Annotated in this window: 25 protein-coding genes; 7 read left to right on the forward strand and 18 right to left on the reverse strand. The window is 43.6% G+C overall.

The window, feature by feature from the left end; all coding sequences use genetic code 11:
* Window positions 1-51: 51 nt before the first annotated feature.
* The 9 genes from coaE to ACOOFG_RS01330 form a co-directional block, all read right to left on the reverse strand.
* Entirely contained in the window at window positions 52-648 is a 597-nt protein-coding gene (coaE, locus tag ACOOFG_RS01290; protein WP_420421842.1) for a dephospho-CoA kinase, read from the reverse strand.
* Entirely contained in the window at window positions 642-3,290 is a 2,649-nt protein-coding gene (gene polA, locus ACOOFG_RS01295) for a DNA polymerase I (protein ID WP_420421843.1), read from the reverse strand. Before polA ends, coaE begins: the two co-directional genes overlap by 7 nt.
* A 5-nt stretch (window positions 3,291-3,295) precedes the next feature.
* Window positions 3,296-4,348, reverse strand: a complete 1,053-nt coding sequence (locus ACOOFG_RS01300) for a S49 family peptidase (RefSeq protein ID WP_420421844.1) — start codon at window positions 4,346-4,348, stop codon at window positions 3,296-3,298.
* 113 nt (window positions 4,349-4,461) lie between these two features.
* Entirely contained in the window at window positions 4,462-5,223 is a 762-nt protein-coding gene (locus ACOOFG_RS01305; RefSeq protein WP_420421845.1) for a hypothetical protein, read from the reverse strand.
* Window positions 5,224-5,232: 9 nt separating this feature from the next.
* Window positions 5,233-6,459: a dicarboxylate/amino acid:cation symporter gene (locus ACOOFG_RS01310; protein WP_420421846.1), complete on the reverse strand. Its 1,227-nt coding sequence runs from the start codon at window positions 6,457-6,459 to the stop codon at window positions 5,233-5,235.
* Window positions 6,460-6,511: 52 nt separating this feature from the next.
* Entirely contained in the window at window positions 6,512-7,300 is a 789-nt protein-coding gene (locus ACOOFG_RS01315) for a hypothetical protein (RefSeq protein WP_420421847.1), read from the reverse strand.
* Window positions 7,301-7,456: 156 nt separating this feature from the next.
* Window positions 7,457-8,113, reverse strand: a complete 657-nt coding sequence (locus ACOOFG_RS01320; RefSeq protein ID WP_420421848.1) for a hypothetical protein — start codon at window positions 8,111-8,113, stop codon at window positions 7,457-7,459.
* Between the two features lie 49 nt (window positions 8,114-8,162).
* Window positions 8,163-8,666, reverse strand: coding sequence for a CDP-alcohol phosphatidyltransferase family protein (locus tag ACOOFG_RS01325; RefSeq protein ID WP_420421849.1), 504 nt, complete (start codon window positions 8,664-8,666; stop codon window positions 8,163-8,165).
* Between the two features lie 31 nt (window positions 8,667-8,697).
* Window positions 8,698-9,309 (reverse strand): DedA family protein, encoded by a 612-nt coding sequence (locus ACOOFG_RS01330; protein ID WP_420421850.1) that lies wholly within the window; start codon window positions 9,307-9,309, stop codon window positions 8,698-8,700.
* 111 nt (window positions 9,310-9,420) lie between these two features.
* Between ACOOFG_RS01330 and ACOOFG_RS01335 the strand changes: the two genes are divergently transcribed.
* Both ACOOFG_RS01335 and ACOOFG_RS01340 read left to right on the forward strand, forming a co-directional pair.
* Window positions 9,421-9,930 carry a hypothetical protein gene (locus ACOOFG_RS01335; RefSeq protein WP_420421851.1) on the forward strand — a complete coding sequence of 170 codons (510 nt, stop codon included), beginning with the start codon at window positions 9,421-9,423 and terminating at the stop codon, window positions 9,928-9,930.
* The gene (locus tag ACOOFG_RS01340) at window positions 9,927-10,145 is read left to right on the forward strand and encodes a hypothetical protein (protein WP_420421852.1); all 219 of its coding nucleotides are present in this window, start codon (window positions 9,927-9,929) and stop codon (window positions 10,143-10,145) included. The genes ACOOFG_RS01335 and ACOOFG_RS01340 overlap by 4 nt, the downstream gene beginning before the upstream one ends.
* Here the strand turns inward: ACOOFG_RS01340 and ACOOFG_RS01345 are convergent.
* The 6 genes from ACOOFG_RS01345 to ACOOFG_RS01370 all read right to left on the reverse strand — a co-directional run bounded on the left by ACOOFG_RS01345 (window position 10,128) and on the right by ACOOFG_RS01370 (window position 15,629).
* On the reverse strand, window positions 10,128-11,714 hold the full coding sequence (locus ACOOFG_RS01345; RefSeq protein ID WP_420421853.1) for an Npt1/Npt2 family nucleotide transporter: 1,587 nt from the start codon (window positions 11,712-11,714) through the stop codon (window positions 10,128-10,130). The two genes, ACOOFG_RS01340 and ACOOFG_RS01345, sit on opposite strands and share 18 nt — an antisense overlap.
* Before the next feature lie 230 nt (window positions 11,715-11,944).
* Window positions 11,945-13,144, reverse strand: coding sequence for a phosphoglycerate kinase (locus tag ACOOFG_RS01350; RefSeq protein WP_420422691.1), 1,200 nt, complete (start codon window positions 13,142-13,144; stop codon window positions 11,945-11,947).
* On the reverse strand, window positions 13,138-13,887 hold the full coding sequence (locus ACOOFG_RS01355; protein ID WP_420421854.1) for a putative quorum-sensing-regulated virulence factor: 750 nt from the start codon (window positions 13,885-13,887) through the stop codon (window positions 13,138-13,140). The genes ACOOFG_RS01350 and ACOOFG_RS01355 overlap by 7 nt, the downstream gene beginning before the upstream one ends.
* Window positions 13,878-14,501 (reverse strand): ribosome biogenesis GTP-binding protein YihA/YsxC, encoded by a 624-nt coding sequence (gene yihA, locus ACOOFG_RS01360; RefSeq protein WP_420421855.1) that lies wholly within the window; start codon window positions 14,499-14,501, stop codon window positions 13,878-13,880. The genes ACOOFG_RS01355 and yihA overlap by 10 nt, the downstream gene beginning before the upstream one ends.
* Complete coding sequence (gene tsaE / locus ACOOFG_RS01365; RefSeq protein ID WP_420421856.1) at window positions 14,498-14,953, reverse strand: tRNA (adenosine(37)-N6)-threonylcarbamoyltransferase complex ATPase subunit type 1 TsaE; 456 nt, start codon at window positions 14,951-14,953, stop codon at window positions 14,498-14,500. The genes yihA and tsaE overlap by 4 nt, the downstream gene beginning before the upstream one ends.
* A complete protein-coding gene (locus ACOOFG_RS01370) occupies window positions 14,904-15,629 on the reverse strand; it encodes a DUF2709 domain-containing protein (protein ID WP_420421857.1) in 726 nt (241 codons plus the stop codon). Before ACOOFG_RS01370 ends, tsaE begins: the two co-directional genes overlap by 50 nt.
* Window positions 15,630-15,769: 140 nt before the next feature.
* Here ACOOFG_RS01370 and ACOOFG_RS01375 point away from each other — a divergent pair, with 140 nt between their 5' ends.
* The 4 genes from ACOOFG_RS01375 to ACOOFG_RS01390 all read left to right on the forward strand — a co-directional run bounded on the left by ACOOFG_RS01375 (window position 15,770) and on the right by ACOOFG_RS01390 (window position 17,900).
* Window positions 15,770-16,246 carry a Glu/Leu/Phe/Val dehydrogenase dimerization domain-containing protein gene (locus ACOOFG_RS01375; RefSeq protein WP_420421858.1) on the forward strand — a complete coding sequence of 159 codons (477 nt, stop codon included), beginning with the start codon at window positions 15,770-15,772 and terminating at the stop codon, window positions 16,244-16,246.
* Window positions 16,236-16,367 (forward strand): hypothetical protein, encoded by a 132-nt coding sequence (locus ACOOFG_RS01380; protein ID WP_420421859.1) that lies wholly within the window; start codon window positions 16,236-16,238, stop codon window positions 16,365-16,367. The genes ACOOFG_RS01375 and ACOOFG_RS01380 overlap by 11 nt, the downstream gene beginning before the upstream one ends.
* A complete protein-coding gene (locus tag ACOOFG_RS01385) occupies window positions 16,334-16,852 on the forward strand; it encodes a hypothetical protein (RefSeq protein WP_420421860.1) in 519 nt (172 codons plus the stop codon). Before ACOOFG_RS01380 ends, ACOOFG_RS01385 begins: the two co-directional genes overlap by 34 nt.
* A 64-nt stretch (window positions 16,853-16,916) precedes the next feature.
* Window positions 16,917-17,900: a hypothetical protein gene (locus ACOOFG_RS01390; protein ID WP_420421861.1), complete on the forward strand. Its 984-nt coding sequence runs from the start codon at window positions 16,917-16,919 to the stop codon at window positions 17,898-17,900.
* Window positions 17,901-18,052: 152 nt separating this feature from the next.
* Here ACOOFG_RS01390 and ACOOFG_RS01395 read toward each other — a convergent pair whose 3' ends face one another.
* Together ACOOFG_RS01395 and ACOOFG_RS01400 are read right to left on the reverse strand one after the other, a co-directional pair.
* Entirely contained in the window at window positions 18,053-18,631 is a 579-nt protein-coding gene (locus ACOOFG_RS01395) for a hypothetical protein (RefSeq protein ID WP_420421862.1), read from the reverse strand.
* A 7-nt stretch (window positions 18,632-18,638) separates the two neighbouring features.
* Window positions 18,639-21,887 carry an Ig-like domain-containing protein gene (locus tag ACOOFG_RS01400; protein WP_420421863.1) on the reverse strand — a complete coding sequence of 1,083 codons (3,249 nt, stop codon included), beginning with the start codon at window positions 21,885-21,887 and terminating at the stop codon, window positions 18,639-18,641.
* Window positions 21,888-22,047: 160 nt separating this feature from the next.
* Between ACOOFG_RS01400 and argS the strand changes: the two genes are divergently transcribed.
* Window positions 22,048-23,802 carry an arginine--tRNA ligase gene (gene argS, locus ACOOFG_RS01405; RefSeq protein ID WP_420421864.1) on the forward strand — a complete coding sequence of 585 codons (1,755 nt, stop codon included), beginning with the start codon at window positions 22,048-22,050 and terminating at the stop codon, window positions 23,800-23,802.
* On the opposite strand, the gene ACOOFG_RS01410 is transcribed toward argS, so the two are convergent.
* Window positions 23,738-24,754 carry a KamA family radical SAM protein gene (locus ACOOFG_RS01410; RefSeq protein ID WP_420421865.1) on the reverse strand — a complete coding sequence of 339 codons (1,017 nt, stop codon included), beginning with the start codon at window positions 24,752-24,754 and terminating at the stop codon, window positions 23,738-23,740. The two genes, argS and ACOOFG_RS01410, sit on opposite strands and share 65 nt — an antisense overlap.
* Window positions 24,755-24,873: the final 119 nt, after the last annotated feature.

Genomic DNA, 24,873 nt, shown 5'->3' on the forward strand with positions numbered 1-24,873 from the left:
AACAGTTTTTGGTCCTGTTTGGCTATCTTCGTTCATTACAAGTTTTGCTCCTTAAATCAAGGTGTGGATGAATTCTTTAACTTGGTTTTCTAGATGGGCAATGTCCCCATCGTTTGTTATGGTAAAATCCGCCAGCTCCGCTTTTTTTTGAATATCCCATTGTCTTTTCATGCGTCTGTCGTATTCCTGTTTGGAAAAGCCGGCTGCAATAAAACGCTCTTTTGCTGTTTTCTCATCGCTGATAATGGCCAAGATAAGATCGAACTCTTTTTCTTTACCGATTTCTTGAATGAGAGGCACTTCTGCAACAAAGCAACAGTAGCGTTTATCATGTTCTACCTGTCGGTACTCTTCCTCTATCTTTGAAAGTAGTAGAGGGTGGAGTAAGTTTTCTAATTTTTGAAGCTTTTCAGGATCTGAAAAAACCAGAGAGGCCACTTTTGTTCGGTCAATCTTATCGCCACTCAAAATGTCTGGACCAAGTAGGTCAATCACATGACGTTTGCACTCTGCATTTTTTTCTAATAACTGATGGATGATATCATCAGCACTGACCTGATAAGCTCCGTGCTTTTTTAGAAGGCGGCAAACGGTGGTCTTGCCTGAAGCAATGCCGCCAGTTACTGCTATTTTTCTTAAGCTTAGCATTCTCCCCAATTTTTGCCAATTTCAATGTTAACCCTTAAGGGAATAGAGAGCTGCACGATATTTTCCATTGTCTGATGGACGAGCGGTTCTACCTGAGCAATCCGGCCTTCGGGCAGCTCAAAAATCAATTCATCGTGAATCTGAAGAATCATTTGAACTTCAGGGTCGTCTTTCAGCTCATCGTGCAATTTGATCATGGCGATTTTAATGATGTCGGCTTGGCTTCCCTGCAGTGGAGTGTTGACGGCGAGGCGCTCTGCAGCTGCGCGAATCATGCCGTTTGTGCTGTGGATTTCAGGGATCATCCGCCTGCGTCCCATCATTGTTGTTGCCATGCCCGTTTTACGGGTTTTTTCTTTACAGGTTTCGAGAAAAGCTTTCACCTGCGGGTATTTTTCAAAGTACAATTTAATAAATCGGGAAGCTTCTTTGAGCTCCATTCCCAGTTCTTGCGACAAACCAAAAGCTTGCTGCCCATAAATGATGCCAAAATTCACAGCTTTAGCTTGAGAACGCATTTCTTTGGTGACCTTTTCGATGGGAACGTCAAAAACAGCGGCTGCCGTGGATGCGTGAATGTCTTCGTTTTTTTGGAACGCTTCGATCAGTTTTGGGTCTTGACTCATGTGTGCAAGCAGGCGCAGTTCAATTTGAGAGTAGTCAGCTGAGAGATAGCGCCTATTTTCTGGATCTGGGCGAAAGGCTTCGCGAATTTTGCGTCCTTCTTCTGATCGGATGGGAATGTTTTGTAAATTGGGGTCTTGGCAAGAAAGACGTCCGGTTGCAGTCACGGTTTGCATAAAGGTGCAATGGATCCGTTTTGTCGTTTCATTCACTTGAAGAGGAAGTGTGTCGGCATAAGTGGAGCGCAACTTTTCTAAACCACGAAACGCGAGAATTTTCGAGGCAATGGGGTAATCGTATTGCAAGTTTTCGAGGATTTCTGCGCGCGTGCTCCGTTTTTTTTGACCCGTAGGAATCTGCAACTTATCAAAGAGAATCTCACTGAGTTGCTTGGGAGATTTGATGTTAAACTCTTCGCCTGCTAAGTCGTAAATTTCTTTTTCGATCTGGGAGATTTTTTTCGTGAGTGTGGCAGACATGGTCTTCAGTTTTTCGCCATCGAGAAACATGCCTGTGCGTTCCATTGAAATGAGAACAGGGATAAGAGGTTGCTCAATGTCATAGAGAATGGGGGCTAAAGACTCACTTTTAATTTCGGTTTCGAACAGTTCTTTTAGACGGAAGGTGTAATCGACATCTTCACAGCAATAAGGTCCCACTTCTTCGATTGGGACATCTTGCATCGACTTTTGCTTTTTTCCCGTTCCAATGAGGTCTTTAATGGGGGTCTTGATTTTGCCAAATTTTTCCAAACTCAGTTGATCGAGCCCATGCCGGTTGTTTTGAGGGTTGAGTAAGTAAGAGGCAACCATGGTATCAAATGCAATTTTTGGCAGTGCAATTCCATGATTAAGTAAAATATGCAAGTCGTACTTGATGTTGTGTCCAACAAATCCGATCTCGGGGTTTTCAAACAGAGGTCGGATTTTTTGTAAAACAGTCTCTAACCCGAGTTTTCCATTGGTAGAGATGTACCAAGCTTTTCCTTTTTCAATACAAAAACCAATGCCAACAAGGCGGGCTTTCATTGGCTGCAATTCTGTTGTCTCTGTGTCAAAGACGATGGTTTTTTCTGATGAAAGGCGAGAAACAAGCTTATCAAGTTCCTCATGCTCGTCGACAATGATGTAGTCTGTTGGTTCTTCTGGCACTTCTGTGGTTTCTTCTGCGCCAAGTTCTTTGAGCAGCGTTGAAAAGTTCATGTCTTGGTAGAGGGCTGTGAGCGGCTCAAGGTCTGGGTCTTTCAACTTGTAGCTTTTTGCATCTTTGGGGAAAGGAACGTCTAAAATGAGCTCAGCGAGTTGGCGGCTGAGTAGAGCATCATCTCTGTGCTCACGGATTTTTTCTGCTCTTTTTTGATTCTTCATACTATCGAGGCTTGTGAGAATCTTATCGAGCGTTCCATATTCTTGCAGGAGGGAAGACGCTGTTTTAGGACCAAATCCTGGAATTCCTGGGATGTTATCTGAGGCGTCGCCCATGATGGCCAAGTAGTCGACAATTTGCTCGGGCTTCACTCCGTAAATATCTTCGACTTTTGCCCGATCAATCAGTAAATTATCTTTGTGAGTATGTATCATGAAGACTTGATCAGAGACGAGCTGCGCGAGGTCTTTGTCGCTCGAGCAGATGAACACTTTAGCCTGATTGCTTTCTGCCCATTTTGCGACGGCCCCTATCAAATCATCGGCTTCAACGCCTTCTTCAGATAGATAAGGAATTCCCGCCAACTTGCAAAATTCAAGAGCAAGTTCAAGTTGCGGCACGAGATCTTCAGGCATTCCTGTCCGGTTGCTTTTATAATGCTCATACATCTCGACTCGGGATTGCTTATTGTTTGGCCCGTCAAAAATGGCAACGAGATGCTCAGGTCCGAAATCTTTGATAATTTTTTGAACAGATCGAATGAAGCCGTACAAGGCGCCGGTCGATTCGCCCCGCTTATTCGTCATGTTTCGAATGGCATAATAAGAGCGGAAAAGAAACGAAACGGCGTCGAGCAGATAGATGTTTTTCATCTTGACTAATTGGTTGTCAAAGCCGGGGAGTAAAGATACAGGGGACGATTCATCCATTCTGATTTAAAAGCTGGGCTAAGTTGAATTTCGTGCTTAATTTTTCCTGAAAAGAGGGGTGATTGACCTTCAATAAGATCCGATAATATCGGATGAGGAACTTTAAGTTCAACGACTTGATATGAGCTGTCAATTTTAGCTTGATTCACAAGTTCAGAGAGGGCTGAGTTATAGGAAGAATTGCCGTCGTCGACGTATCCAAGTTCTTGAGCCTTAATAGGGTCAAACACTTGCGCGCCATACTCGTTGATCAATTTTTGTTTATTGATTTTGGGACGGTTTTTGGAAACAATGTTAGTGAAGCGCTCGTAATCGTAAGTTAAAATGGCTTTAAGAGAATCATCTTCACCTGGCTTCCAAGGGCGATAAGGCGAAAGCATGTCTTTATCTTTACCTTCAGTCAAGGTTACTTGAGAGACACCATACTTTTCCATGAGTCCTGATACATTAAAGTTGGGCCCCATGATCACTCCAACAGAACCAATGATCCCGGTAGGGTTGGATAAAATTTTGTCAGCGCTACAAGCGATATACATCGCACCTGATGCACACATTCCATCAACATATGCATAAATGGGCACTTTGTACTTTTGTTTGTATTCGACTAAGGACATGTACATGTTGTTTGCATCATCAACTGTTCCACCAGGACTGTTGATATGCAAAAGAATCGCTTTGACACGGTTGTGCTTCAATGCGCCTTCACGAGAGTCGAGAAGTTGAGTCTGAAGAAGTTTGGCATTCAGATCTCGCGTTCCAATTTCCCCATGAATATTGATGCGCAAAATTGCAGGAGATGATTCGGGTAGAAGAGAGCGATTTCCATCAGCATCAGCAGCAATGATCATTGTTGTTTTGTCAGAAACCATCGCAGGCTTAGAAGCAAAGACAAATATAACTCCTATGATGATGAGACCGATTAAAATACCAAACATTCCAGATAGCGAATTGCAAAATGTTCGTAGTGCAGAAATAAAAATCGATTCACGTGTGACGTTCATAATAGGTGATCCTCATCATAGTAATTCTTGTTTCAGACGATCTTAACCGAAAGAGATTTGTTTTGTAAACTTTCTCCTTGATATTCGATATTTTTTACAAGTTAGAGTTCTGGTTACAAATATGTGGCGATGCGATTCAGCCAGCCGGAAATCCAACGGGCTTCATTGCGTTCGGGGGGTGCATTTTGAACACGGGTTTCTAGGACTTTTTTTGCAGCAGATGCAAAGTCTTCGATTGGAGACTGCGAAGTAGAAGGTATGAGAAGAAGAACTTGAAGTAGTCCCCAGCCTTGGCCTTGATATTGCTCTTCAGGAGCAGTTCCTGATCCCTTGAAGTTGAGGTAGTCGATCATTGCATAAAGTCCCTTTGCGCTTTTGGATAGGGTTTCAAATGCTTGCGCAATGTGATCTTTGGAATTTTTAGGGCAGAGTTTTAGGATTTCTACAATTGCAGAGTCCAACCTTTGAGCAATGAAAGTTGCTTGCAGGTGACGAGTTTCGTAGAGGAATGCGCGCAGCTCTTTCATTTCGGACGAGTGGATGTTTTGGTAAAAGTTTTCACGTGAGTCCCAGGGGCATGTTTCACTTGTCTCCAGCCATATGGGGATCGCTTTTCCATGAGCTTTTAAAAAGGTGATCAAATTTGGAAATGTTTCCTGAAATTTTTTGGGGGTGTTTTGTGGATACCAAATAAAATGGCCAATCCCTAGAGAAGCAAAATTTTCTCCCACGTTCCAATGGGTGAGTTTTTCCTTTGAGCTGCTGCACTCGTTTTTCCAAATTTTCTCACCAATGAGATGAGCATCTTCAGAGGAAATCGAAAGGGCAAAGGCTGTGTGTGCACATAGCATGAAAACTAGAAATAGTTGCTTCATGCCATAACTTTATGCTTTTACGGGACTTTCTTCAAGTTGGGATGCAGTTTGTTTGAGCTCTTTGTCAACGACTGTTGTGACGCAGCTATCAGACCATACATTTAGAGCTGTTTCAACCATATCGAAAAGTGAATAGAGAGGAAGAATGATTCCCATCATCTCTATAGGGACCCCCATGCCAACCAAGAAAGCTGTGGTGAGGAAGTAGCATCCCATCGGAACGCCTGCATTTCCAATTGCAGCAAGAGAAGCGAGAAAGACCCACCCAATGAGTTCAAAAGGAGAAAAGACGATTCCCTGTCCGGTGCAGACGAACAAAATGGTAATTAAAATGAAGGCAGCACATCCATTCATATTGATAATCGAGCATAGGGGAAAGCTAAATTGAGCTGTTTTGTCCGAGAGTTTTAGGCGATTTTTTGCACACTCTAAAGCAAGGGGAAGTGAGGCATTTGACGACTTTGTAAAAAAAGCGGTGGTTAATGCTGGCATCATTCCACGAGCAGTACGGATAGGAGAGACCTTTTTCCATTTCAAAAGAAGCGGAAGAACGATGAATCCCTGAACTAAGTTGGCTGCTATGACGACGAGCCCGTATAAAAGTAACTTTTTCAGGTCTTCCTGATGAACGCGGATGTTTTCAGTGAACTGAACGGTGAAAGCAAAAATTCCTATTGGCATGATGGTGATTAGCCAAGTTGTGGCTTTGAGCAAAACTTGAAAGAGCCCTTGAAAAAAGTCTTTCACTGTTTGAGTTGTTTTCTCAGGAAGCTTTAAAATGGCGATACTAAAGACCATTGCAATGAAGGCCATCCCCATGACATTATTTTCGATGAAAGGTTCAATTAAACTAGAAGGAATGATCTTGGAGAGAAAGCTCAAATAGCTTCCTTGAGGTTGAAGAGGGGTGATAGCTGTTTCCGATGCAATGGGATTAGGGCGCACGAGCAGGAAAAGCAAAAGGCCGATTGTGGCAGCAACAAGTGTTGTTGCAATGGTGTACTTTAAGATTTTTCGCAGCATGAGTCTTGCTTCTGACAAGCTTTTCATTTGTGTCATCGTTGAAACAATGGCCAAGAAAATCATAGGTAAGCTGATGAACTTTAACATCTTGAGGAAAATGTCAGAAATTGAGCTGCTCAGTTCATGGATGAAGGGACTTGGAAAGGATCCTGCTAAAATTCCAAGCAAAAGGGCTAAAAGGGTCGCGATATTAAAATAAGTTGTTTTTTTCATATGAAAATTTTTGTTTGTTAGCCGAAAATTTTATCAGATTGTGAAGCTGATATCAAGCATCTCTTGGCATGTTGAGGACTTTGTCTAAAATCTCTCCAGCAAGCTTCAGGCCTTCCCTGGAGCTTTTTTTGTGAAGTTCTTCAGCGATATGCACGGTAGCCCGAATGGAGAGTAGTGGATCTAAAACTTTCGGCTGGATTGCACGTGCCTCTTCAAATAATCCTTTTCTGGCGTAGTACCGGCATAAGAGCAATAGGGCTCGATCTTTTGGTAAATAGAGCTCCTTTAGAAGTCCTTTTGCAAGTTCAAGCTCATCTAGATCAAGGTAGGTTTCAAACAGCCCGAGTTGGACAATATCTTTCTGTGAATAAGTGAGGCTGTATTTGAGAATTAAGTCATTAAGGAGGTCTGGTTTTTTCTGTTCTATACAAAGTTGTGTGTACAGCTGGTAGATATCATCGACAAAATAGACCTCTTTAATGTTCTCAAGGATGAGCCTTAGGCGATCGAGGTCTTTTTCTTGGAATACAAATTCTGCAATTTGTTTTTGATAAATGCTTTTCAGTACTGTTTCCTCTCCAAGTGCGAGAAAAAGATCTATAACAGTATTCAGCGCTCTCCCGCATTCTCCGAGAGCACGTAAAATTTTTGCATATTTAATCTCTGAATGGGGATATTGGTGATTAGTCTGATGATCTTCTATCAAGGCTCGAGCGCTTTCACTCTGCCCAGTGCTTGCAAGTAAAAAGGCTTTGTCAAGGCCAAAGAAGGAATGTTTGGGAGTTTGTTCTGCAATTAAAAGGACCAGTCCATATTGTTTCTTCTTTTTAAAATAATCCATCAGTTTTTCTCGCTTATCGATCTTGTATTGATCTAAGAAAGCATTTGCTTTTGCGTTGTTTCCTGTAGAGAGATAATGACCGACAAGAAGGAACTCAGGCTCCGAGTCTTCTGTTGGGTATTTAAGCGCCAGCTCATGAGCAAGCTCGATGAGTTCTCAATTGAGCAGCTGCTGTATAATTTGTGGCAAAAGAGCTTTCATGGTTTCGGCAGTTTTGATACTGGAAGTGAGTTGTTGTGCACAAGATTTGGCTTCCTTCGATTTACCTTCCAAAACAAAGACTTCGAGTTCTTTTAGCCCTAAAGTAGGTGCTTGGGAGTAGATATTGTAGGATGTGGCTTTTACAACATGGTGGGCTGCTCCATAATCATTGAGGCTTAAGAAATAATCAATGAGAGGGAGAAGGCATGAAATCTGAACTTTTTCTTTGGAGTTTAATGGGCCAAATACTGTTTCTTCAGAGGAGTGGGGCGATGGAGGTGTCGGACGAGGGTCTGGTAGAGGTGGAGATTTCTGCTCTGGGAGAGTGTAGCGATGATAGATTTTGGGGAGGATAGCAAGGGCAAAAATTGCAGGCTTTGTTTGATAGCAAATGAAAGCAAAAAGAGCCGTTGTCATGACGCGCAAAACTTTTTGCAACGTGGTTGTTTCGACTTCTTTCAGGGTCAAATTAGTGGAGTATTCAAAAGAGGGATTGCCAAAGGGAAAAGAGATGATCCATTCACTGAAATTGATGCAAGAAGATCGAATGACACTTTTAAAAGTTGGTTCGACGGGAATTAACAGCGAGCTTAAGCCGGGAATTGCATCCATAAATCACAAACTCTTAAATAGTTTGAAAAAACTATAACGAATTTTTGAATTAACGTACAGTGCGACGTGAAAATTGGATGAGTTCAATGAAGGCAAGGAACCCAAATAAGATGAAGAACAAGTAGAGAAAATTTGGAATGGGGAATTTCAAGACAATGGCAATCAAAATGCAAAACTGGGAAGCTGTCGTGACTTTTCCCCAGCGAATAGAACGGAGTTGGAAGGTCTTCCAATTTCCGGAAATTCCCAGGTAAAGCATAAAGATAAAGAGGAAACAGTCGCGAGTTAGCATTGTTCCTGCTTGCCATAGCTCCATTTGGTTTTCAAAAACCAGAACTGAGAGGGCGATATAGACAAAAAACTTGTCCATAATGGGATCTAAAACAGCGCCAAAGCGTGATGTGTAACGGTAGCGTCGTGCTAAATAGCCATCAATACAGTCTGTGAGCATAGCAAGCAGGATGATCACTACGCGCATCACAGTGTTATCAATGATGAACAAAAGCGCTAGCGGGGCGCGCAAGAATGAAAGACTATTTGGCGGGTTCAGCATAAACCTTTAAAAGCGACCTCTTTTTGGATCCTTATGAAGCCTGTTTCTTCTTACGCTTTTTATACCAAACTAGACCAATTACCGTCACACTGAAAGCTAAAAATATGATAATATTTATAATTTTGACCCGTTCGATCAGGATGTGGTAGTTGAGTCCAAGGTTATAAAAAGCTGCAAAACATGTGGTTGTCCAAACAAAACAAGCAACCATGTCACGCATGGCGAACTTCCCGAAATGGGAGTGGCTCATCCCTGCAGTCATAAATATACAATTGCGAACCCCAAACGGAATGAAGCGACCTAAAAGCAAGGTTAAAAAACCGTGTTTATCGTAAAAGGCACCCACCCTCGTTAGGCGTTCTTCGTGCAAAATTTTAGAGAACCATCGAAGTTTCAGCAGCTTTCTGCCAACAGTCCGTCCAACTCCGTAAGCAATCCATGCTGAAAAGTAAGCTCCAATCAGGATGCTAAAGTAAAGGGAGTACGTATGCTCTGGAATGGTTGTTGCTGCTAAAACAGCACTAACAATCATGATGACATCAATGCTTAGGGGAATGTTAAACCCAGCTAGGATAATCATTCCAAATGTCATCCAGGGCGCATAACTACTGTGATCTGCGATAAATTCAATAATATTTTGCATGGGAATCATTATGACATAATCCGTGAAAAAAAAGCATCATTTACAGCTGCCTCTACACTTTAATTTTTAATCATACTATTCTGTTTGGAATGAATTTTTCTGGAGGCTTTTATGAAAAAGTTTTTATGGGCATTGCTGCTATTGCCACTTTCTCTTTTTGCTGCGGGTCCGATGACCCACCTTTATTTTGCCGAAAAATGGGCAGAGCAAAACCCTATTGCAACGCAAGAAGCCATGCGTGATTTTGTTTTGGGAAATCTCTTTCCAGATATCCGTTACATTGCCAATATTCCCAGGGAATGGACCCATGCAGAGGTTTATTCTATTGAGGAAGTGGGAGCATGCCGGACTCCTTTCGAAGGGGGAATGAAACTTCATGCGTTTGTTGACATTGTGAGAGAAAACTTTGTGGAAAATACAGGCATTTATGCCTATGTCATCCCTTATGCAGAAGGGCATCCAGCCACACTTCTTAAATTTATTGAAGAAGAGGTTTTGGCGGACCTATTCGACGGGCGAAAGTATAGCTATTGCTTGGATTGGATCATTCAAGAGGAACTTCAATTCGGCCTTACAGAAGACTGGTTGATCATTGGCATTCTCGTGTGCGCTATTGTATGACTACTAGACCGAGTTGGCTCCTTTGGTTTGCATCGGGACAAAGCCGTTTTGGCGTGCCCGGCAATGTCATTTACAATTGGAGTTATTTGCTCCCTAAGCTTGCGCAAGAACCAGTCTTTCGAAACCATGTTGAGCAAATGCTACGCCATGTAGAAACTGCCATCCGAGGAGGATATGGCATACCGGTCTTTACCGGTTTAAACGGTCTCAAGTAAGGGCTTTTTTTCGGGGGTCTTTGCCGCCTCCGTGTCGCTGATCTGAAGTTCTTCATGACGCGAAGTGAGGCGATTGAACTGGCGACCAAGAGAACGGGTTGCTCCAATCCATCCTATGACAACTGCTAGTAAAATCAAGCCGACATAAGGAGCACTGAGAGAAACGGAACCAAACATCATCAGGAGTCCACCGTGAACAATGGATCCACCGGACTTTCCTACCCGAGATCCTACCCCATCAATTGCAGCTTTACCTTTTAGCTTGGATTCAGGATTAAGCGGAATAAATGCGATTTCCTTTGTAGCGTCAAATAGGGTGTATTTACAGGCTCGGGACATCACATTCTGGATTGTTCCAAAAAGAACCCCTAAAGCAAGAGGTGTGAAGCCAATGGCTGCTGTCCATCCCATCAAAGCGGGGTTGCTTTTAAAGAGAATGAAACCGAAAAAGAAGACGCCTGTCACAAGGAGTGCAACGGGTGTAATCAGAGCGCTAAAGGTCCAGCCCAAACGTCTGATCAAGTTGCTGCAAAGGAGAAGTCCCACAAAAGTTGAGACCCATCCAATTGCGATGAGAACCTTACCCATGTAAGCGTTGAAGTCGTTAGGATTGGGATAAAGTTCTTTAATTTGATCTTTCCAAATAATTTCAATCATGTTGATTGCAACATTGAATCCCACAACCAGAATGGCAATACAGATGAGATACTTTGATTTCGCGAGGTAGGCAAAGTTCTTCCGCATCCCCAATTTCATCGTTTTTTTCTTTTCAGTGTGATCTCTTTGGATTTTTAGCAGCGCTTCATCACGGTTAATGACTCGCTTATTGTACCATCTGAAAATGCCCATGGTGAGGAGACCTGCAGCAACGACAACAGAGGTAACGAGCCCAAGCGATTGTCCCCAGCGGTCTGCTCCAAAAATAGCCGATAAGTCAAAGGCCTGCATGGAAAGAAAAATCGTGATGTGACCTGAAAAAATGGCTGCAACGTTGGCTCCTACACTGAGAATCCCGTAATACCTTTTGGCTTCTCCTACCGAGGTGATTTCGTTGGTGAAACCCCAAAAGAGGACAGCCATGATTGCGGTTCCCCACAGCTCAGACATGACGTAAAAGAGGGTGTACGACCAGTTGCGGAAAATCGAAATGAGGCCTTGGAATCCCTGCGGGAGCATCGCTTGCAATTTGTCAGCGGTATCGTGTGGATGTAGAATATCACGTAGAGGATAGAGTACGAGTGCAAACACCATGAAAAACGCGAGAAAGCTGCCAATCATGATGTAAAATAATTTTTCTTGGCTATAGCGATTGAATAAGCGGGTGAAGAGATATGTCACAAGGAGTGCCATGGGAAGAATGACCCAAACTTTAATAAAAGGGATCGCTTCTGCGCCTGACCCAGGAGCTGTGATTACAAGGGCATCCTTAGCAGCTTTCAACACGCTGTAGTTAAGACAAATGAGAGCATAAATCAGGAGGAGAGGGAGAAATTTTTTAATTTCTTTTCCTTGAATCGGCCACAAAAATGAGCGCCACTTGCTGAAACTCACATCAGTCGGTGTTGACATAGATCCCCATAGGTTCGTTTGGATTAAATCTGATTGGGTTTTGACTGTATGCGGGCGTGTATGATGGTAATGTGGAGGAGAGACTTCTAACTTGGCGAGAGGTTAGCTGCTCGGATTGCACAACGGCCCTCGTCTAAGAATTTTTTGAGTCATTTGTGAGGCTTGCCTCGCGAAAAACGCCTTGTTTCATTTGCCCCTCATTATAGCAGGTGCAGCTTATTATACAACAACTAACGGTCAGAGAGTGCATCTAATCCTGGAAGGTGGCCAAATTCAATGAATTCTAAGGCGGCTCCTCCTCCAGAAGAGACATGTGTAAAACTTTTTTGAAGCCCCATCGCATTAATGGCAGCGACAGAATCGCCTCCTCCGACGACAACGGTGGATCCTAGATCTGCAAGCATGACTGCGAGGGAATGAGTTCCTTCGGCAAAGTGAGAAAACTCAAAGACTCCCATAGGACCATTCCAAAAAATTGTTGACCCTTGCTGCAGCACTTTTTTCCAATGGTCGATGGTATCGGGGCCAATATCCATTCCGCGCCAGCCAGGTGGGATCCCGTCTTTTGCTATGGCGACTTTCCGTGGAGCGTTGTTAGAAAACTCTGAAGCAATGATATAATCAGAGGGAAAGTAAACTTGAATCGCTTTTTCGGCGCATTTTTTGAGAAAGTTTTGAGCCGTTTCAAGATGTTCATCTTCACAAAGGGAATCTCCGATTGAAAGTCCTTGCGCCTTCATGAATGTGAAAGCCATCCCTCCACCGATAAAAATTGCGTCGATGGTATCGGTCAAGGCTTGAAGCACTCCGATTTTTGTTCCAACTTTTGCTCCTCCGATAATGGCGTAGAAAGGTCGCTTGGGATTGCGTATCAATTTTGAAAAAAACGATACTTCTTTTTCCATCAAGAAGCCAAGCGCATTCTTTTCGGGGAAATGATTTGCTAAAAGAGCGGTTGATGTGTGCTTTCGATGAGCTGCTCCAAATGCATCGTTGACGTAAGCATCGCCGAGTTTTGCTAAGTTTTTTTCAAACTCGGGATCTTTTTCAGGGTGCTCCTCTGCTGGGTAAAACCGTATATTTTCGAGAAGGAGGACGTCTCCATCCTGCATTTTTTCAACCATCTTCTCGACCTCTGGTCCTGTGCACTCCGGTGCTAAAGGGACAGGTTTTTCAAGTAGCTTAGAGAGGTATTCTGCAATGTGTTTCAGGGAAAATTTGGGATCTTTTTTTCCTTTAGGGCGTTTGAAATGGCTGATGAGAATGAGTCGTCCACCCTGGTTGATCACATATTCTATAGAAGGGAGTGCAAGTCGGATACGGGTGTCATCTCGGACCGAGCCATCGTCATCAACGGGGACATTAAAGTCGACTCGCATGAGAATTTTTTGTCCTTTCAGTTCTAAATCTTGGAGGGAATATTTCATAATCCACTAAAGGGGTTGCTTGCTTGACCAAAAGATTTCCCCGTTTTTCTTTTTTTCAACTCACTGCGCACTGAGAAGAGTAAGTCTTGATCGAAGTTTTGTTTAGCGGCCCATTGGAGGTATTCTGAAGGGATTTCCTTGAAAGGGCGTCCTTTGTGTTTTCCAAGTGGCATGGCCTTGAGTTGAATTGGCCTTTCTAGACGTTTTAATACTTCTTGGGTGGTTTTGAATTTGCTAGAAAGGTGTTTGAAGACTTCGATGTTGACATGGACATCGTTCATTGCTCGATGGGCACCATGAGGTTTGATATTGAAGTGAGAACGAAGCATTTCAAGTGAATTTGTTGGACTTTCCCCATAGAGTCTTGCAAGGCGGAGGGTATCGATAAAGGGAAGCTTTGAGAGTTTAGAAGGAATCCGAAACTTTTGAGCTGCGGCTTCGACAATTGCAATGTCAAAGGGAATTCCATGTCCAATGATCACGTGTCCGGAAAAGAATTCGAGATATTCTGCTAAGACATCTTGAATCTTTGGTTTTCCTCGCACCATTTCATCTGTGATGTGATGAATTTCGATGGTGTGTTGAGGAATAGAGCAAGTAGGTTCAATCAAATCTTCGCGAGAATCAAGAATCTGATTGAACGTAAACTTTGCTGCAGCAATTTCGATGATCTCATCTTTTCTTGGGTCGAGACCCGTTGCTTCGCAGTCAAAACAAACAAATGTATCGTCTTGGATTAGCCCCATAGCTCTTTGTTGATCACTTCAATTAATTGGTGTTTGCACTTACCTTCTTTGACAGAATAGTGGACAAGGGGCAATCCACTCAAGCTTTTCTCACGACTTAATGTATTTAAGATGATTTCAGTTTGTTTCTTTTTTTCGATTTCTTTGAGTTTATCTGTTTTTGTCAGCACTAAAATCACAGGGAGCTTGTGGAAGTGTGCCCATTCGAGAAAGGCTAAATCATCGTCATTCGGAGTCCGTCTACTATCGAGTAAAAATAGGAGAAGTTTGAGAGAGTCGCGTTGATTGAGATAGTTTTCTAAGTGAATGGCCCAATTCTGCTTGGTTGCCTTATCGACTTTTGCATAGCCATAACCGGGCAGGTCGACAAGCAAAAGTGTTTCGTCAATGAGAAAGTAGTTGATGCGTTGGGTTTTTCCAGGTTTCGAGGAGACTTTCGCGAGTGTTTTGCTTTGCATGAGATGGTTGAGTAGGGAAGATTTCCCAACGTTTGACCTTCCAACAATGGCCATTTCTGGGAGAGGGTTCCCTTGGGAATTTTGCAAGGTCGGACACTCGTCTTCTTTGAGTGCTGAGGTGATAAAGCGGGCCTGTTTAAATAGGATTTTTTTCATAAAAAAGTGAAAGTCCGTTTGTTTTCATCTAGGTGTTTGATCTCAAGACGTTGAGTGTGCTCTGGCAAAATGGGATCGATTCTCTCAGCCCACTCGATCAAGCAAATACCACCTGCATCAAAATATTCATCAAAGCCTCGCGCTAAAAAGTCAGCCGCATTTTTTAGTCGATAGAGATCGAAATGATAGACTGGACATGTTCCTTTGTAGATGTGAAGGTAAGTGAAAGTGGGACTGCTCACTTCATGCGGGTCAATTCCCGTCAATCCTGACGCAAGGGATTTGATGAGGGTGGTTTTACCAGCTCCAAGATCTCCAAAAAAAGCAACAATGGCCCCTGGAGCTAAATCTCTAGCAATGGAGCGCCCAATCTCTGCTGTTTCTTCAAGAGAAGAGCTCGTCTTACTTATTTTCTTCGACCCAGCGCTCAACATGTGTTGAAAACTCATCATGTTCACTCATCGCTTCTACGAAAGCTGTGATCTTAGTTTCATCGAGTTGCTCCTCGATGAAGCTCAAGAAATGGGCTTCGATTTGGAAGCGGTTTTGACTAGGGACGTCCAGTAGGGGCATGGCCTTGAGTTGATTCTTTTCAAAGTCTTCAATCACAGCCTTTTTGCTGTTAAAGAGCTTCCCTGTCAAACCTGAAGAAAAGACGATTTTCGTAATCGGTTCTTTCCGTTTTTGGATGTAGTTTTTAATCACTTCTGGGTCTTCAGAGACAAAAAAACGTTTGACGCGCATCCCATCAACGCGCTCTGTATTTTCTGGGCACTTAGAAACCCAGTCGTAGATGGCGTCTTGTGGGTTGGGGTGGGTGTTATCTCCAAACACCTTTCCCGTGAAAGGACAAATATAAATTTTCTTTGTTCCTTCATTGACGGCAGGCGTTCCAACTTGAATTTTAATCTCAGTCTCGCGCCAAAGCTTGCCTTCGTCTTCGGCTTTTTTTAAAATTTCTTCTTTACTTTGGTAAATTGTCTTTTCACGAAGAAAACAAACAGGCTGAATATTATACTTCTTTTCTAAGAAAAAGAAATAAGTCGTTAATAAATCGGCCTTTTTATTGTTCTTTAAAAAGTCAGCCAATAAGTCTTTTAAACTTTTCGTAATGACAGAGTTTGTCATCTGCAAATCCTACTATTTTTGGAGAGATGAGCTTATCTGATTCTACTATTATCCCGCAACACAAAGATATTCTTTGAGATTTTGTTTTTTTGCTTTTTCTTGGTATGCTTTTGGACAAAATTTCAGCTGGAGACAGATGTATGGGGATTCTGGAAAAGGCGCTCGAGGTGCCAGGCTATGAAAAGGTTCTCAAAGTGGAGGACTCTACCTCTGGATTGCAAGCCATCATTGCGATTCACAATACAACACTTGGACCAGCGCTGGGTGGAACGCGTATCTACCCCTATCAAAAATTTGATGAGGCGCTGACTGATGTTCTTCGGCTTTCTAAAGGGATGACTTATAAATCAGCCATTGCTCAAACTGGGCTTGGCGGTGGAAAAAGTGTGATCATTGCCGATTCCAAGACTCAAAAGACTCCTGAGCTACTCCAATCATTTGGTCGAGCTGTTGATCGCTTAAAAGGGCAGTATGTTTGTGCCGAAGATATTGGATGTGGCCTTGATGATTGTATGGTGATCCGGGAGACGACTCCCTATGTTTGTGGCCTCAATCACGAAATGGGTAGCGGCAATCCCTCTCCTTACACAGCTTGGGGGGTATTCCGTGGCATCTAAGCAACCGCTAAACGGCTTTTTGGAACAGATTCACTTGAAGGCAAAACGGTCGCGATTCAAGGAGTTGGAAGTGTTGGCGTTTGTCTCATGGAGTATCTCTTCTGGGCAGGCGCGCATTTAATTGTATCGGATATCGACTTGGAAAAAGCGAAGCGGATTGCTCGTCAATATCGCGCAAAAGTTGTTCAGCCTGCTGAGATTCTCGAAATTCCTTGTGACATCCTTGCTCCTTGCGCAATGGGAGGGATCTTAAATGAAAAGACCATTCCAAAGCTCCAATGCCGTGCTGTCGTAGGAGCTAGCAACAACCAGCTGCTAAAAGAGTCAGATGCAAGGCTGATGGCTGCGCGTAGAATTCTTTACGCGCCAGACTTTGTCGTCAATGCTGGAGGACTTGTCAATGTCCTTTGTGAGCTCTCTTCTAAGGGGTACGATGCGGTGATTTCACGCCAAAGGGTGAATGAGATTTACCGTCAACTCCTCACCATTTATGAAATTGCCGACCAGAACAATTTCTCTACGCATGAAGCGGCAGTTGCTTTAGCAGACTACCGCTTGAAATATGGGATCGGTAAACGAGAGACGGATCTTCATTTTCATCAGTAATTTGTCCTAGCGAAAAAATCGTCGCTCTTATTAGGATTACGTTTGAAAAAATTCGGGTGATCCGATGAGAATGTTCAAGGTTTTCTTAGTCATGTGCATGTTACTAGCTGCAAGTAGCTGTGAACGCATGCAGAGCGATGAAAATCATGCTCTTTACAATGACTCAGCTCAAACGACCCTTCATCGAGAAATTTTACTCAACATCGTTAGGTTACGCTATAGTGAACCTCCCTTTTTTGTGGTGCATAACACAGTTGTAGATCATCGCAGCGCGCTCAGTAAATTTTCCCATTTCGTCAAGACGGCCGTGACGGGAGCCACGAAAATCCCAACCGGCATCGAAACCTATCCCGAACTCAGTCGTTTCAACTTTTCTCAGCAATTCATGACGCCTATTGAACCACAAGTGCAGGTCTTTCGTATCCTCGTGAAACGGCTTGGGAATCATATCAATGTAGAAAGTCGTTCAGGCCCCATTCCTCGCTTTGCACCCCAATTTAGGGACTTTTTAACTCTTGCAGGTTTGCTTCAAGAGGCCCATATTCAAAGACAGGTCGAAGTGAAAGCTTCTTTAAAAGAGAAGGAAGTTCCTGAAGGAGAAACGAAACCTGCTGCAGTTTATGAGAAAGTTTTGCAACTCTCACTTCCTCCCAGCACTGAAGAAACAGATCGGCTCGCTGATTTTCTTAAGATCACAAAAAAGAAACGAACGCCTTATCAGTTTACTCTTGTCCATAATGTTGAATCGGGGATTTATACCCGTTCTCTTCTCGAATGTTTGCAGTATTTGAGCTTTGGAGTTCAAGTTCCACCTAAAGACCTTGAGTCACAGGCATTGATTATCACAGCTGATGAAGAAGGCGCTCCTTTTGATTGGGCTCAGGTGGTTGGAGATCTCATTACTATTCGATGGAGCAAAAGCTATCCTGAAAGTGCCTTTGTTGCAGTGAATCACCACGGCTATTGGTTTTACATCGATGAGGCGGATCTCGAGTCCAAGAGAACCTTTTCGCTCCTCGAATATGTCTTCCTCCATCAAGTTTCTTAATTTGGCCTAGTCTTTTCTAGATAGTGTCGTCACAAGTTGGTCAATCCTTAAACGTCTCATGGAGAAAATTTCATCGTTGCCTTTCTTTGAAAGCCTAATTTGGGCTTCCTACATCAGCCGCTTCTTTATTGCCCCTCTTGCGACGACACTATCTAAAACTTCCCACCCAATCCGACGCCTAGTTTTGTCCCTCCTACATTGACATGGTTTTGCAGAAACGTGAGCTGATAGGAGTAATCGGTAAACAATGTGAAAAATACGTTTGGTTGAATCCACCAACGTGTATCTAAACGTGCCACTCCACTAGTTAAAAAGGAGGTTGTTTTTTCCCGTTTGCTCCAAGACCGGTTATTGAGATGAATCACTCCCAAGATCGGACCAAGTCCAAGGCCGAGGTCTAGTTTAGGCATGGGTTTGAAAAGGTAGTTAATACCGACACTTAAGGTGAAGGTTGTGACCGATGAGTTGGTCTGATCGGTATATTTTCGACTATCTTTAGAGTAGCCGTCTAGGGTTGTCCACAGCTCCCAAGACGGGTGCCATTGCGCGGTGACTTGTGCTCCATAAACGGGGAGACTGTGTCCATATATTCTTTGGAAACGGCTAGACTGGGGGAAAAAGGCTGCGATGCGTCCAGACAAGGAGATCTGCGGTGCGTCTTGGGAAGTGGCAAACGCTTGTAACGATAAAATGCATGCAATGAAGCAGATGGTGCGGATAAATAAACTCATAACCTGATTACTTTTTTATAATTTCTAGTTTTACGCGTGGGCTCTCGACTCCAAAGTCACTAACAGAGGCAATTTCATAGCCGGAAAGAGACTTTCTTGAGCTGGAAAATCTTTCAAAAATAAGGGTGGGGCCTGCTGGAATTGTTTGGGCTAATTGACCGTTCCGATAAATTCTATAGGCAGAAATATTGATGGTGGGAGAGTTAGGAGCAGTCCAGGTGGTCGAGAGTCGGTATTCATTTTTGTTGAGAAATTCGTATTTTTCTATGCATCCGAAGAAGTTTTCTGGCGGGGGTGGGACCGGTCTAGGAATGACATTGATGGAGACAAAAGCGGTGCTTTGGTCTCCGTTCGGGTCTTGGGCAGTGTAAGAGAAACGGTCTGTTCCGATGAAGTTAGGTGGAGGGGTGTAGCAAAAGGTTCCATCGACGTTCATGGTGGCCATGCCTCCTGCGTCGGATTGCATTTGATTGGCGACAATAATCAATTCGTTCGGGTTGGTATCATTTGCAAGAACGCTAGAACCGATGAGTAGAGTGTTGATAAAGGTCATCTCAAAGTCGTTATTTAAAACAGGAAGGAGCTTAATGATGACTTCTGCTATCGATTGGCTGCCTGCTTGATCTTCAAGAGTGTAGTTAAAGCTGTCGTCTCCTGTCGAATTAAGAGGAGGCAGATAAGTGTAGGTTCCGTTAGCGTTCATCGCAACTGTTCCATTTTGGACTGTAGCAATCGTTCCGGTTGAGGCAACAAAGAGTCCTGTTCCTATATCGTTATTTAGCACGGGGGTGGTTTGATTTAAAGGGGTATTTACAAAAGTGGTAGCCGTATCGGGTTGTGCAATTGGGGTCACTGTGATGCGCACTGTCGAGGTGACAGGTGGATTGACGCCATCTGAGATGGTGTATGTAAATGTGTCTAAGCCTGAAAAATTCAAAGGAGGGATATAGGTGTAAGTGCCAGCATTGGGGCCTGTAGCGATCATCGTAACGGTTCCTCCTTGAGCGGAGGGGTTTTGAAAGCCAGTGAGTGTTCCAAGTGATGGGTCGTTCGCAAAAACAGAGGCTCCGTTAAGTGTGGTATTGGCTGGTGTGGTGCCGACATCATCAACAGCTGCTGGAAGAACGTTTATCGTGACGGTGCCAAGGCTTTGTTGGGAAAAAAAGTCTGCCATCGTGTAGCCAAAACTATCTAGGCCGGAAAATCTGTTTTCTGGGTTGTAAATGTAATTACCGGCCGGATCGACAGTAACAGAGCTTCCTGCAACTACTGGTTGCGTATAATTCACTAGCTGGAATGGGGTCGAGCCAAGGTCGTTACTTAAGATGCTTGCGAGGGAATTAAGGGTTGTATTTGCCGCGACGCTTCCAAAATCACTTACAGCTTGGGGAGTGATCGTAACTGTGACTGTACTTGTAGCGGTTTGCAGGTCGACTTGAACAGCGGTATAATCAAAGGTGTCTGCGCCACCGCCAGAACCGGAGTAGTTGGTGGGTGGGGTGTAGGTAAACGAGCCGTCTACAAAAATAGAGACCTGGCCACCCAATGTTGTGGGGAAATTATTTATAGGCATCGCAGTTAAGGAGGTCCCAGTGTCGTTAGTGAGAACCCCAGGCGCTGAAATGGTTAACGGTGTATTGACAACTGTTGTGTAGGACTCAGGATTCGCTGTTGGAGCATTTAGAGAAGAAATCAATGTCACAATGTTTGTTTGCGCAGTTAAGTTAAGGGCTTGTGTCAGTGGCTCATAATTGAGTTGAGCTGCGTTGTCATAACTTGGTGAAAAGGTTGACACGGTCACATCGAAGGTGATGGTGATGATGTCAGTGACATCTAAGCTGGGCACGAGTTGACTCAAGTCAACACCTGTTGTGAGATCACCTGCTGTAATCGGGATGTTTACAGGTGGTGCGCCATTTACAGAAAGGTTGAAGGTCCCACTGTCAAACGTTAAACCGGAAGGCAAAACATCAAAAAAAGTAAGATTTATGGCGCTTTCTTGCCCAACATTTTCGAATTCCATGGTAAAGGTGACAGTATCGCTAGGCATCACGTTAATTGGAGAGGCGGTTTTTGTTGCAACAATGAGAGGTGCGTTCTGTTGGATCTGCAGCCCTAAACCACATATGAAGAAACCTTCGGAGCTAGATACTCCTTGCGTAAACAATTGAGTTTGGTTATTGACAAGCTGTGAAGAGATGTCGACTTTAGCGATGTCCCATCCTTGCCTACCTCCGGTTACATTTTGTCCTGCAAAGGCGTTATGATTGACGGTTCCAAAAGAGCCTCTGGTGTCTAATAATCCGGAGGGTGATTGGACAAGTTTTCCTGTATTCACATCAGTTGTATAAGTCAATAGGGTGTTGATCTGGCTTGAGAAAAAATTATTTGCGGGGTTGTTTGGTCCAGAAAGAACGCCTGTTGGCGGGTTATTCGTTCCAGGTCCTACACGCATTTGATCTCCACTTGCACGGGCATCTCCCTCCAAAGTGGTAATAAACAGAGATCCTGAAAGCAAGCCCGAAGTAGGAGTCTGAAAACCTGTTAAAGCCAAAGGAGGGGCATTATTGTTTTCAAATGCCCCATAAAGTGTCAGTTGGTGGGTATTCATACTTTCATTTTCAAACGCAACAAGTAAGGTCCAGCCTGCAACATTATCATCTATGCTTGCTGCAATTGTTGCAGGAACATTCCCTGTAATATAAGGTCGACTATAAGTACTAGTGGGGTTTGAGGCAAAAAACGCAGCAACTAAAGTTGTGACGTCTTGCGTTCTAACGTAATATTCAGGTGGAACTGTCTGACCAGTGCCATTTGGATATACAGCTTTTGGCGCAATGGAATGGCTTGTTCCATCAGGAGTCACAAATTCAACTGAGGTCGAGTTGATTAAAGGGATGGTAATGTTGGTGCCTTGACCATAACTTCCACTCCAAATGAGTTCGGCATGAAGAACAACACTTCCTGGAGGCAAATCTAGAAAGGCAAGCGAGCCATTTTCTTCATAGTCAAGAGTGGTTCCAAATGGGTAATTGTTGACACGAGAACTCGTGTCTTGAGTGATAAAAGCTCCGATCCCATCATTCGTTCCAGGCTGATTTGTTCCAAGGATGTTGCTCAAGCCTAATGTGTTGCCGGTTGCTGTAATTCCTCCGTTTACAGTCGTTTGGAAGATTTGAATATAGACCCCTTGGAGAAGAGTCGTGTTGGTTAAGCAGAGGATAATAAGAGTGAGTTTAAAGAGGAAAAGTTTCATAAATAGACTCGCGTTTCAGACAATTAGGCATGTTCATCAAAACAATTTATTGATAATTCTAATTTCAGCCAAGTCAAATCGTTTTGAATTATGAGAAGAACTTGACAATTTACAGGAGGGGTAAGCAGAATAACTTACGATTAAGTAAGAGTAGAGAATCATGGAAAACCTTTCGACAATACTGCAAGATCAAGCAACGGAAATTCTTAAACAGTGCTTCCCAGGCGAAGACATTTCCTCATGTCTTCTAGCAGACATTACGCCTAGCACCCAGGAGAAATTCGGTCACTATCAGTGCAATTCAGCCATGAAGCTTGGCAAAATGCTCAAGACAAATCCTCGCAATGTTGCGTTGCAAATTGTGGAGAAGTGGGAAGGACTAAAAGATGGGATGATCGAGTCTCTTGAAATAGCAGGCCCCGGATTTATCAACATCACTTTGACAGACACCTTTTTATCGAAAGAGCTTACAGCTGTGATTGCTGACAAGCGGTTAGGTGTGCCACCTTTAAAAGAGAAGAAGAGAATCATTGTCGAATTCTCCTCCCCAAATGTGGCGAAAGAACTGCATGTGGGTCATCTTCGTTCGACTGTGATTGGCGACGCTTTGGCGCGTTTGTTTGAATTTTTGGGACATGATGTGCTCAGACTCAATCACATTGGAGATTGGGGGACCCAGTTTGGGATGCTGATCACCTATTTGAAAGAGCAGCATCCAGGAGTTTTAGCCAATGAAGAAAAGGCCGATCTTCCGTCGCTTATGAACTGGTACCGTGAGTCGAAGAAATGCTTTGATGCGGATCCTGAATTTAAAAAACGGGCACAGCTTCAAGTGGTTGAATTGCAAGGTGGAGAAACATCAGCGCTTGCAGCGTGGGAAAAGATTTGTGAAATTTCAAGGCTAGGGTTTCAAGAAATTTACGACTTTTTAGATGTTAAACTCGTTGAACGGGGGGAGTCATTTTATAACCCCAAACTTCCTCAAGTGATTCAAGATTTTGAAGCCAAGGGGCTGATTGAAGTGTCAGACGGGGCAAAGTGCGTCTTTCTTGAAGGGTTTACAGCAAAAGATGATAAGCCTCTCCCGATGATTTTGCAAAAATCAGATGGGGGGTACAACTATTCCACGACCGATTCTGCAGCCGTGCATCACCGTGTGACAGAAGAAAAAGCAGATCGGATCATCTATGTTGTTGATGCAGGCCAGCAACTTCATTTCCAAATGCTTTTTCAAGGGACTGCAAAAGCAGGGTACTATGACCCAGCAAAAGTGCAGCTTGAGCATGTCGCTTTTGGGGTAGTTCTTGGCCCCGATGGAAAAAAATTCAAAACCCGCTCGGGTGAAACTGAAAAGCTGATCGACTTGCTCCAAAAAGCAGTGGATTATGCGAAAAAGATTTTGCAAGAACGATTAGAGGATGCGACTCCAAAAGAAATTGAGGAGCTTGCACATACCTTGGGTGTGGATGCGGTGAAATACGCTGATCTTTCTTGCCACAGGGTGAAGGACTATCTGTTTAGTTATGACAGAATGCTCAAGTTTGAAGGGAACACAGCGGCATTTCTTCTCTATGCATATGTCCGCATTCAGGGAATTAAGCGAAAAGTCGGCAAAGATGTTGAAGCCTTTGTTCTCACAACACCAATCGCGTTAAAGCATCCTACTGAAGTTGCTTTAGGTCTCCATTTGCGCCGCTTTGGGGAAATTCTTGAGTTGATGGATCGGGACCTCTTGCCGAACCGCTTATCCGATTATCTCTACGAACTAGCAGAAAAATTCCATGCTTTCTTTCGCGACTGTCGCGTTGAAGGGGCTCCTGAGGAAAGTAGTCGTTTAGTTCTCTGTGAGCTTACTGCCCGCATTCTAAAAACGGGGCTAAACATTCTTGGTCTGCAGACAATGCCAAGGATGTAAGAGGGGTTTTGCTCTTGTGGTGGTGGACTTCTTGCACGTAAGTTGGAACCGCATATCCAGGAAGCTGTTTGCGCAGCTGCTCAATCAACTGAAGCCCTTTTTCTGTTGCAACTTCAAAGTGTGCGGCGCCTTGAACGCGGTCAAGCTGATGCAAGTAGTAGGGAACAATCCCATGAGTCGCAAGTTTTAAGAAAAGCTCTTTCAAGGTAGTGGCATTGTCATTCACATCTCGAATCAGTACCGTTTGAGTGAGGACAGGAATGCCCCGTTTTTGAACCCGTTTCATGGCTTCTAAGACATCGGCATCAAGTTCTAGTGGGTGGTTGGTGTGAAGGAGGAAAAAGGTTTGTAACCTTGTATTTTCTAAGAGATCCAGAAAAGGGCTTGTGATGCGTTCGGGGATTCCAATGGGAAAACGGGTGTGAAAGCGCAGCAGTTTGAGGTGGGGAATTGCGCTTAATTGCTCAATGAGTGCACCAAGCTTCTGATCACTGAGAGAGAGCGGGTCTCCTCCACTGAGAATCACTTCGTGTATTGAGGAGTCGTTTTGAATGACTTCGAGTTCTCTTGAAAAATCAAGAGGGGGTTCATTGTAGGGGTAATTTTGCCGAAAGCAAAAACGGCAGTGCATCGCACAGGCACTTGTCACAATGAGGAGGACGCGTCCTTCATACTTTTTCAACAAACGTGGCGTTTTTTGAAAAGAAGTGTCTTCGACTGGGTCGGTGAGAAAACCGGGTGCAGCGACATTTTCCTTTTGGTGTGGGAAGAACTGGAGAAGAATGGGATCATTTAGCGTCTTCTTTTCAATCTTTTCTGCAAGACGTCTCGGCAGATTAAGGGGAAAGTGAGGATGCGAAAAAAAAGGCTTGTCAAGGTCAAGCTTTAAGAACTCTGCTAAAGGTTTCCAATTTCTAAAATTATTTTTTTGAATTTGGCGCCACTGTTCCAAAAAATGTTCCTTATCGTGGTTAAAATGGGGAATTATCTTAGCTTATGCTGCCTACGGCCGTCAATAGCTTGATTTCAATGGAATCTTTCTTTAAACTTTCGACTTTCTAATTTGGGTAA

This window comes from Simkania sp. (assembly GCF_965215465.1).
In the GTDB taxonomy this organism is placed as follows: domain Bacteria; phylum Chlamydiota; class Chlamydiia; order Chlamydiales; family Simkaniaceae; genus Simkania.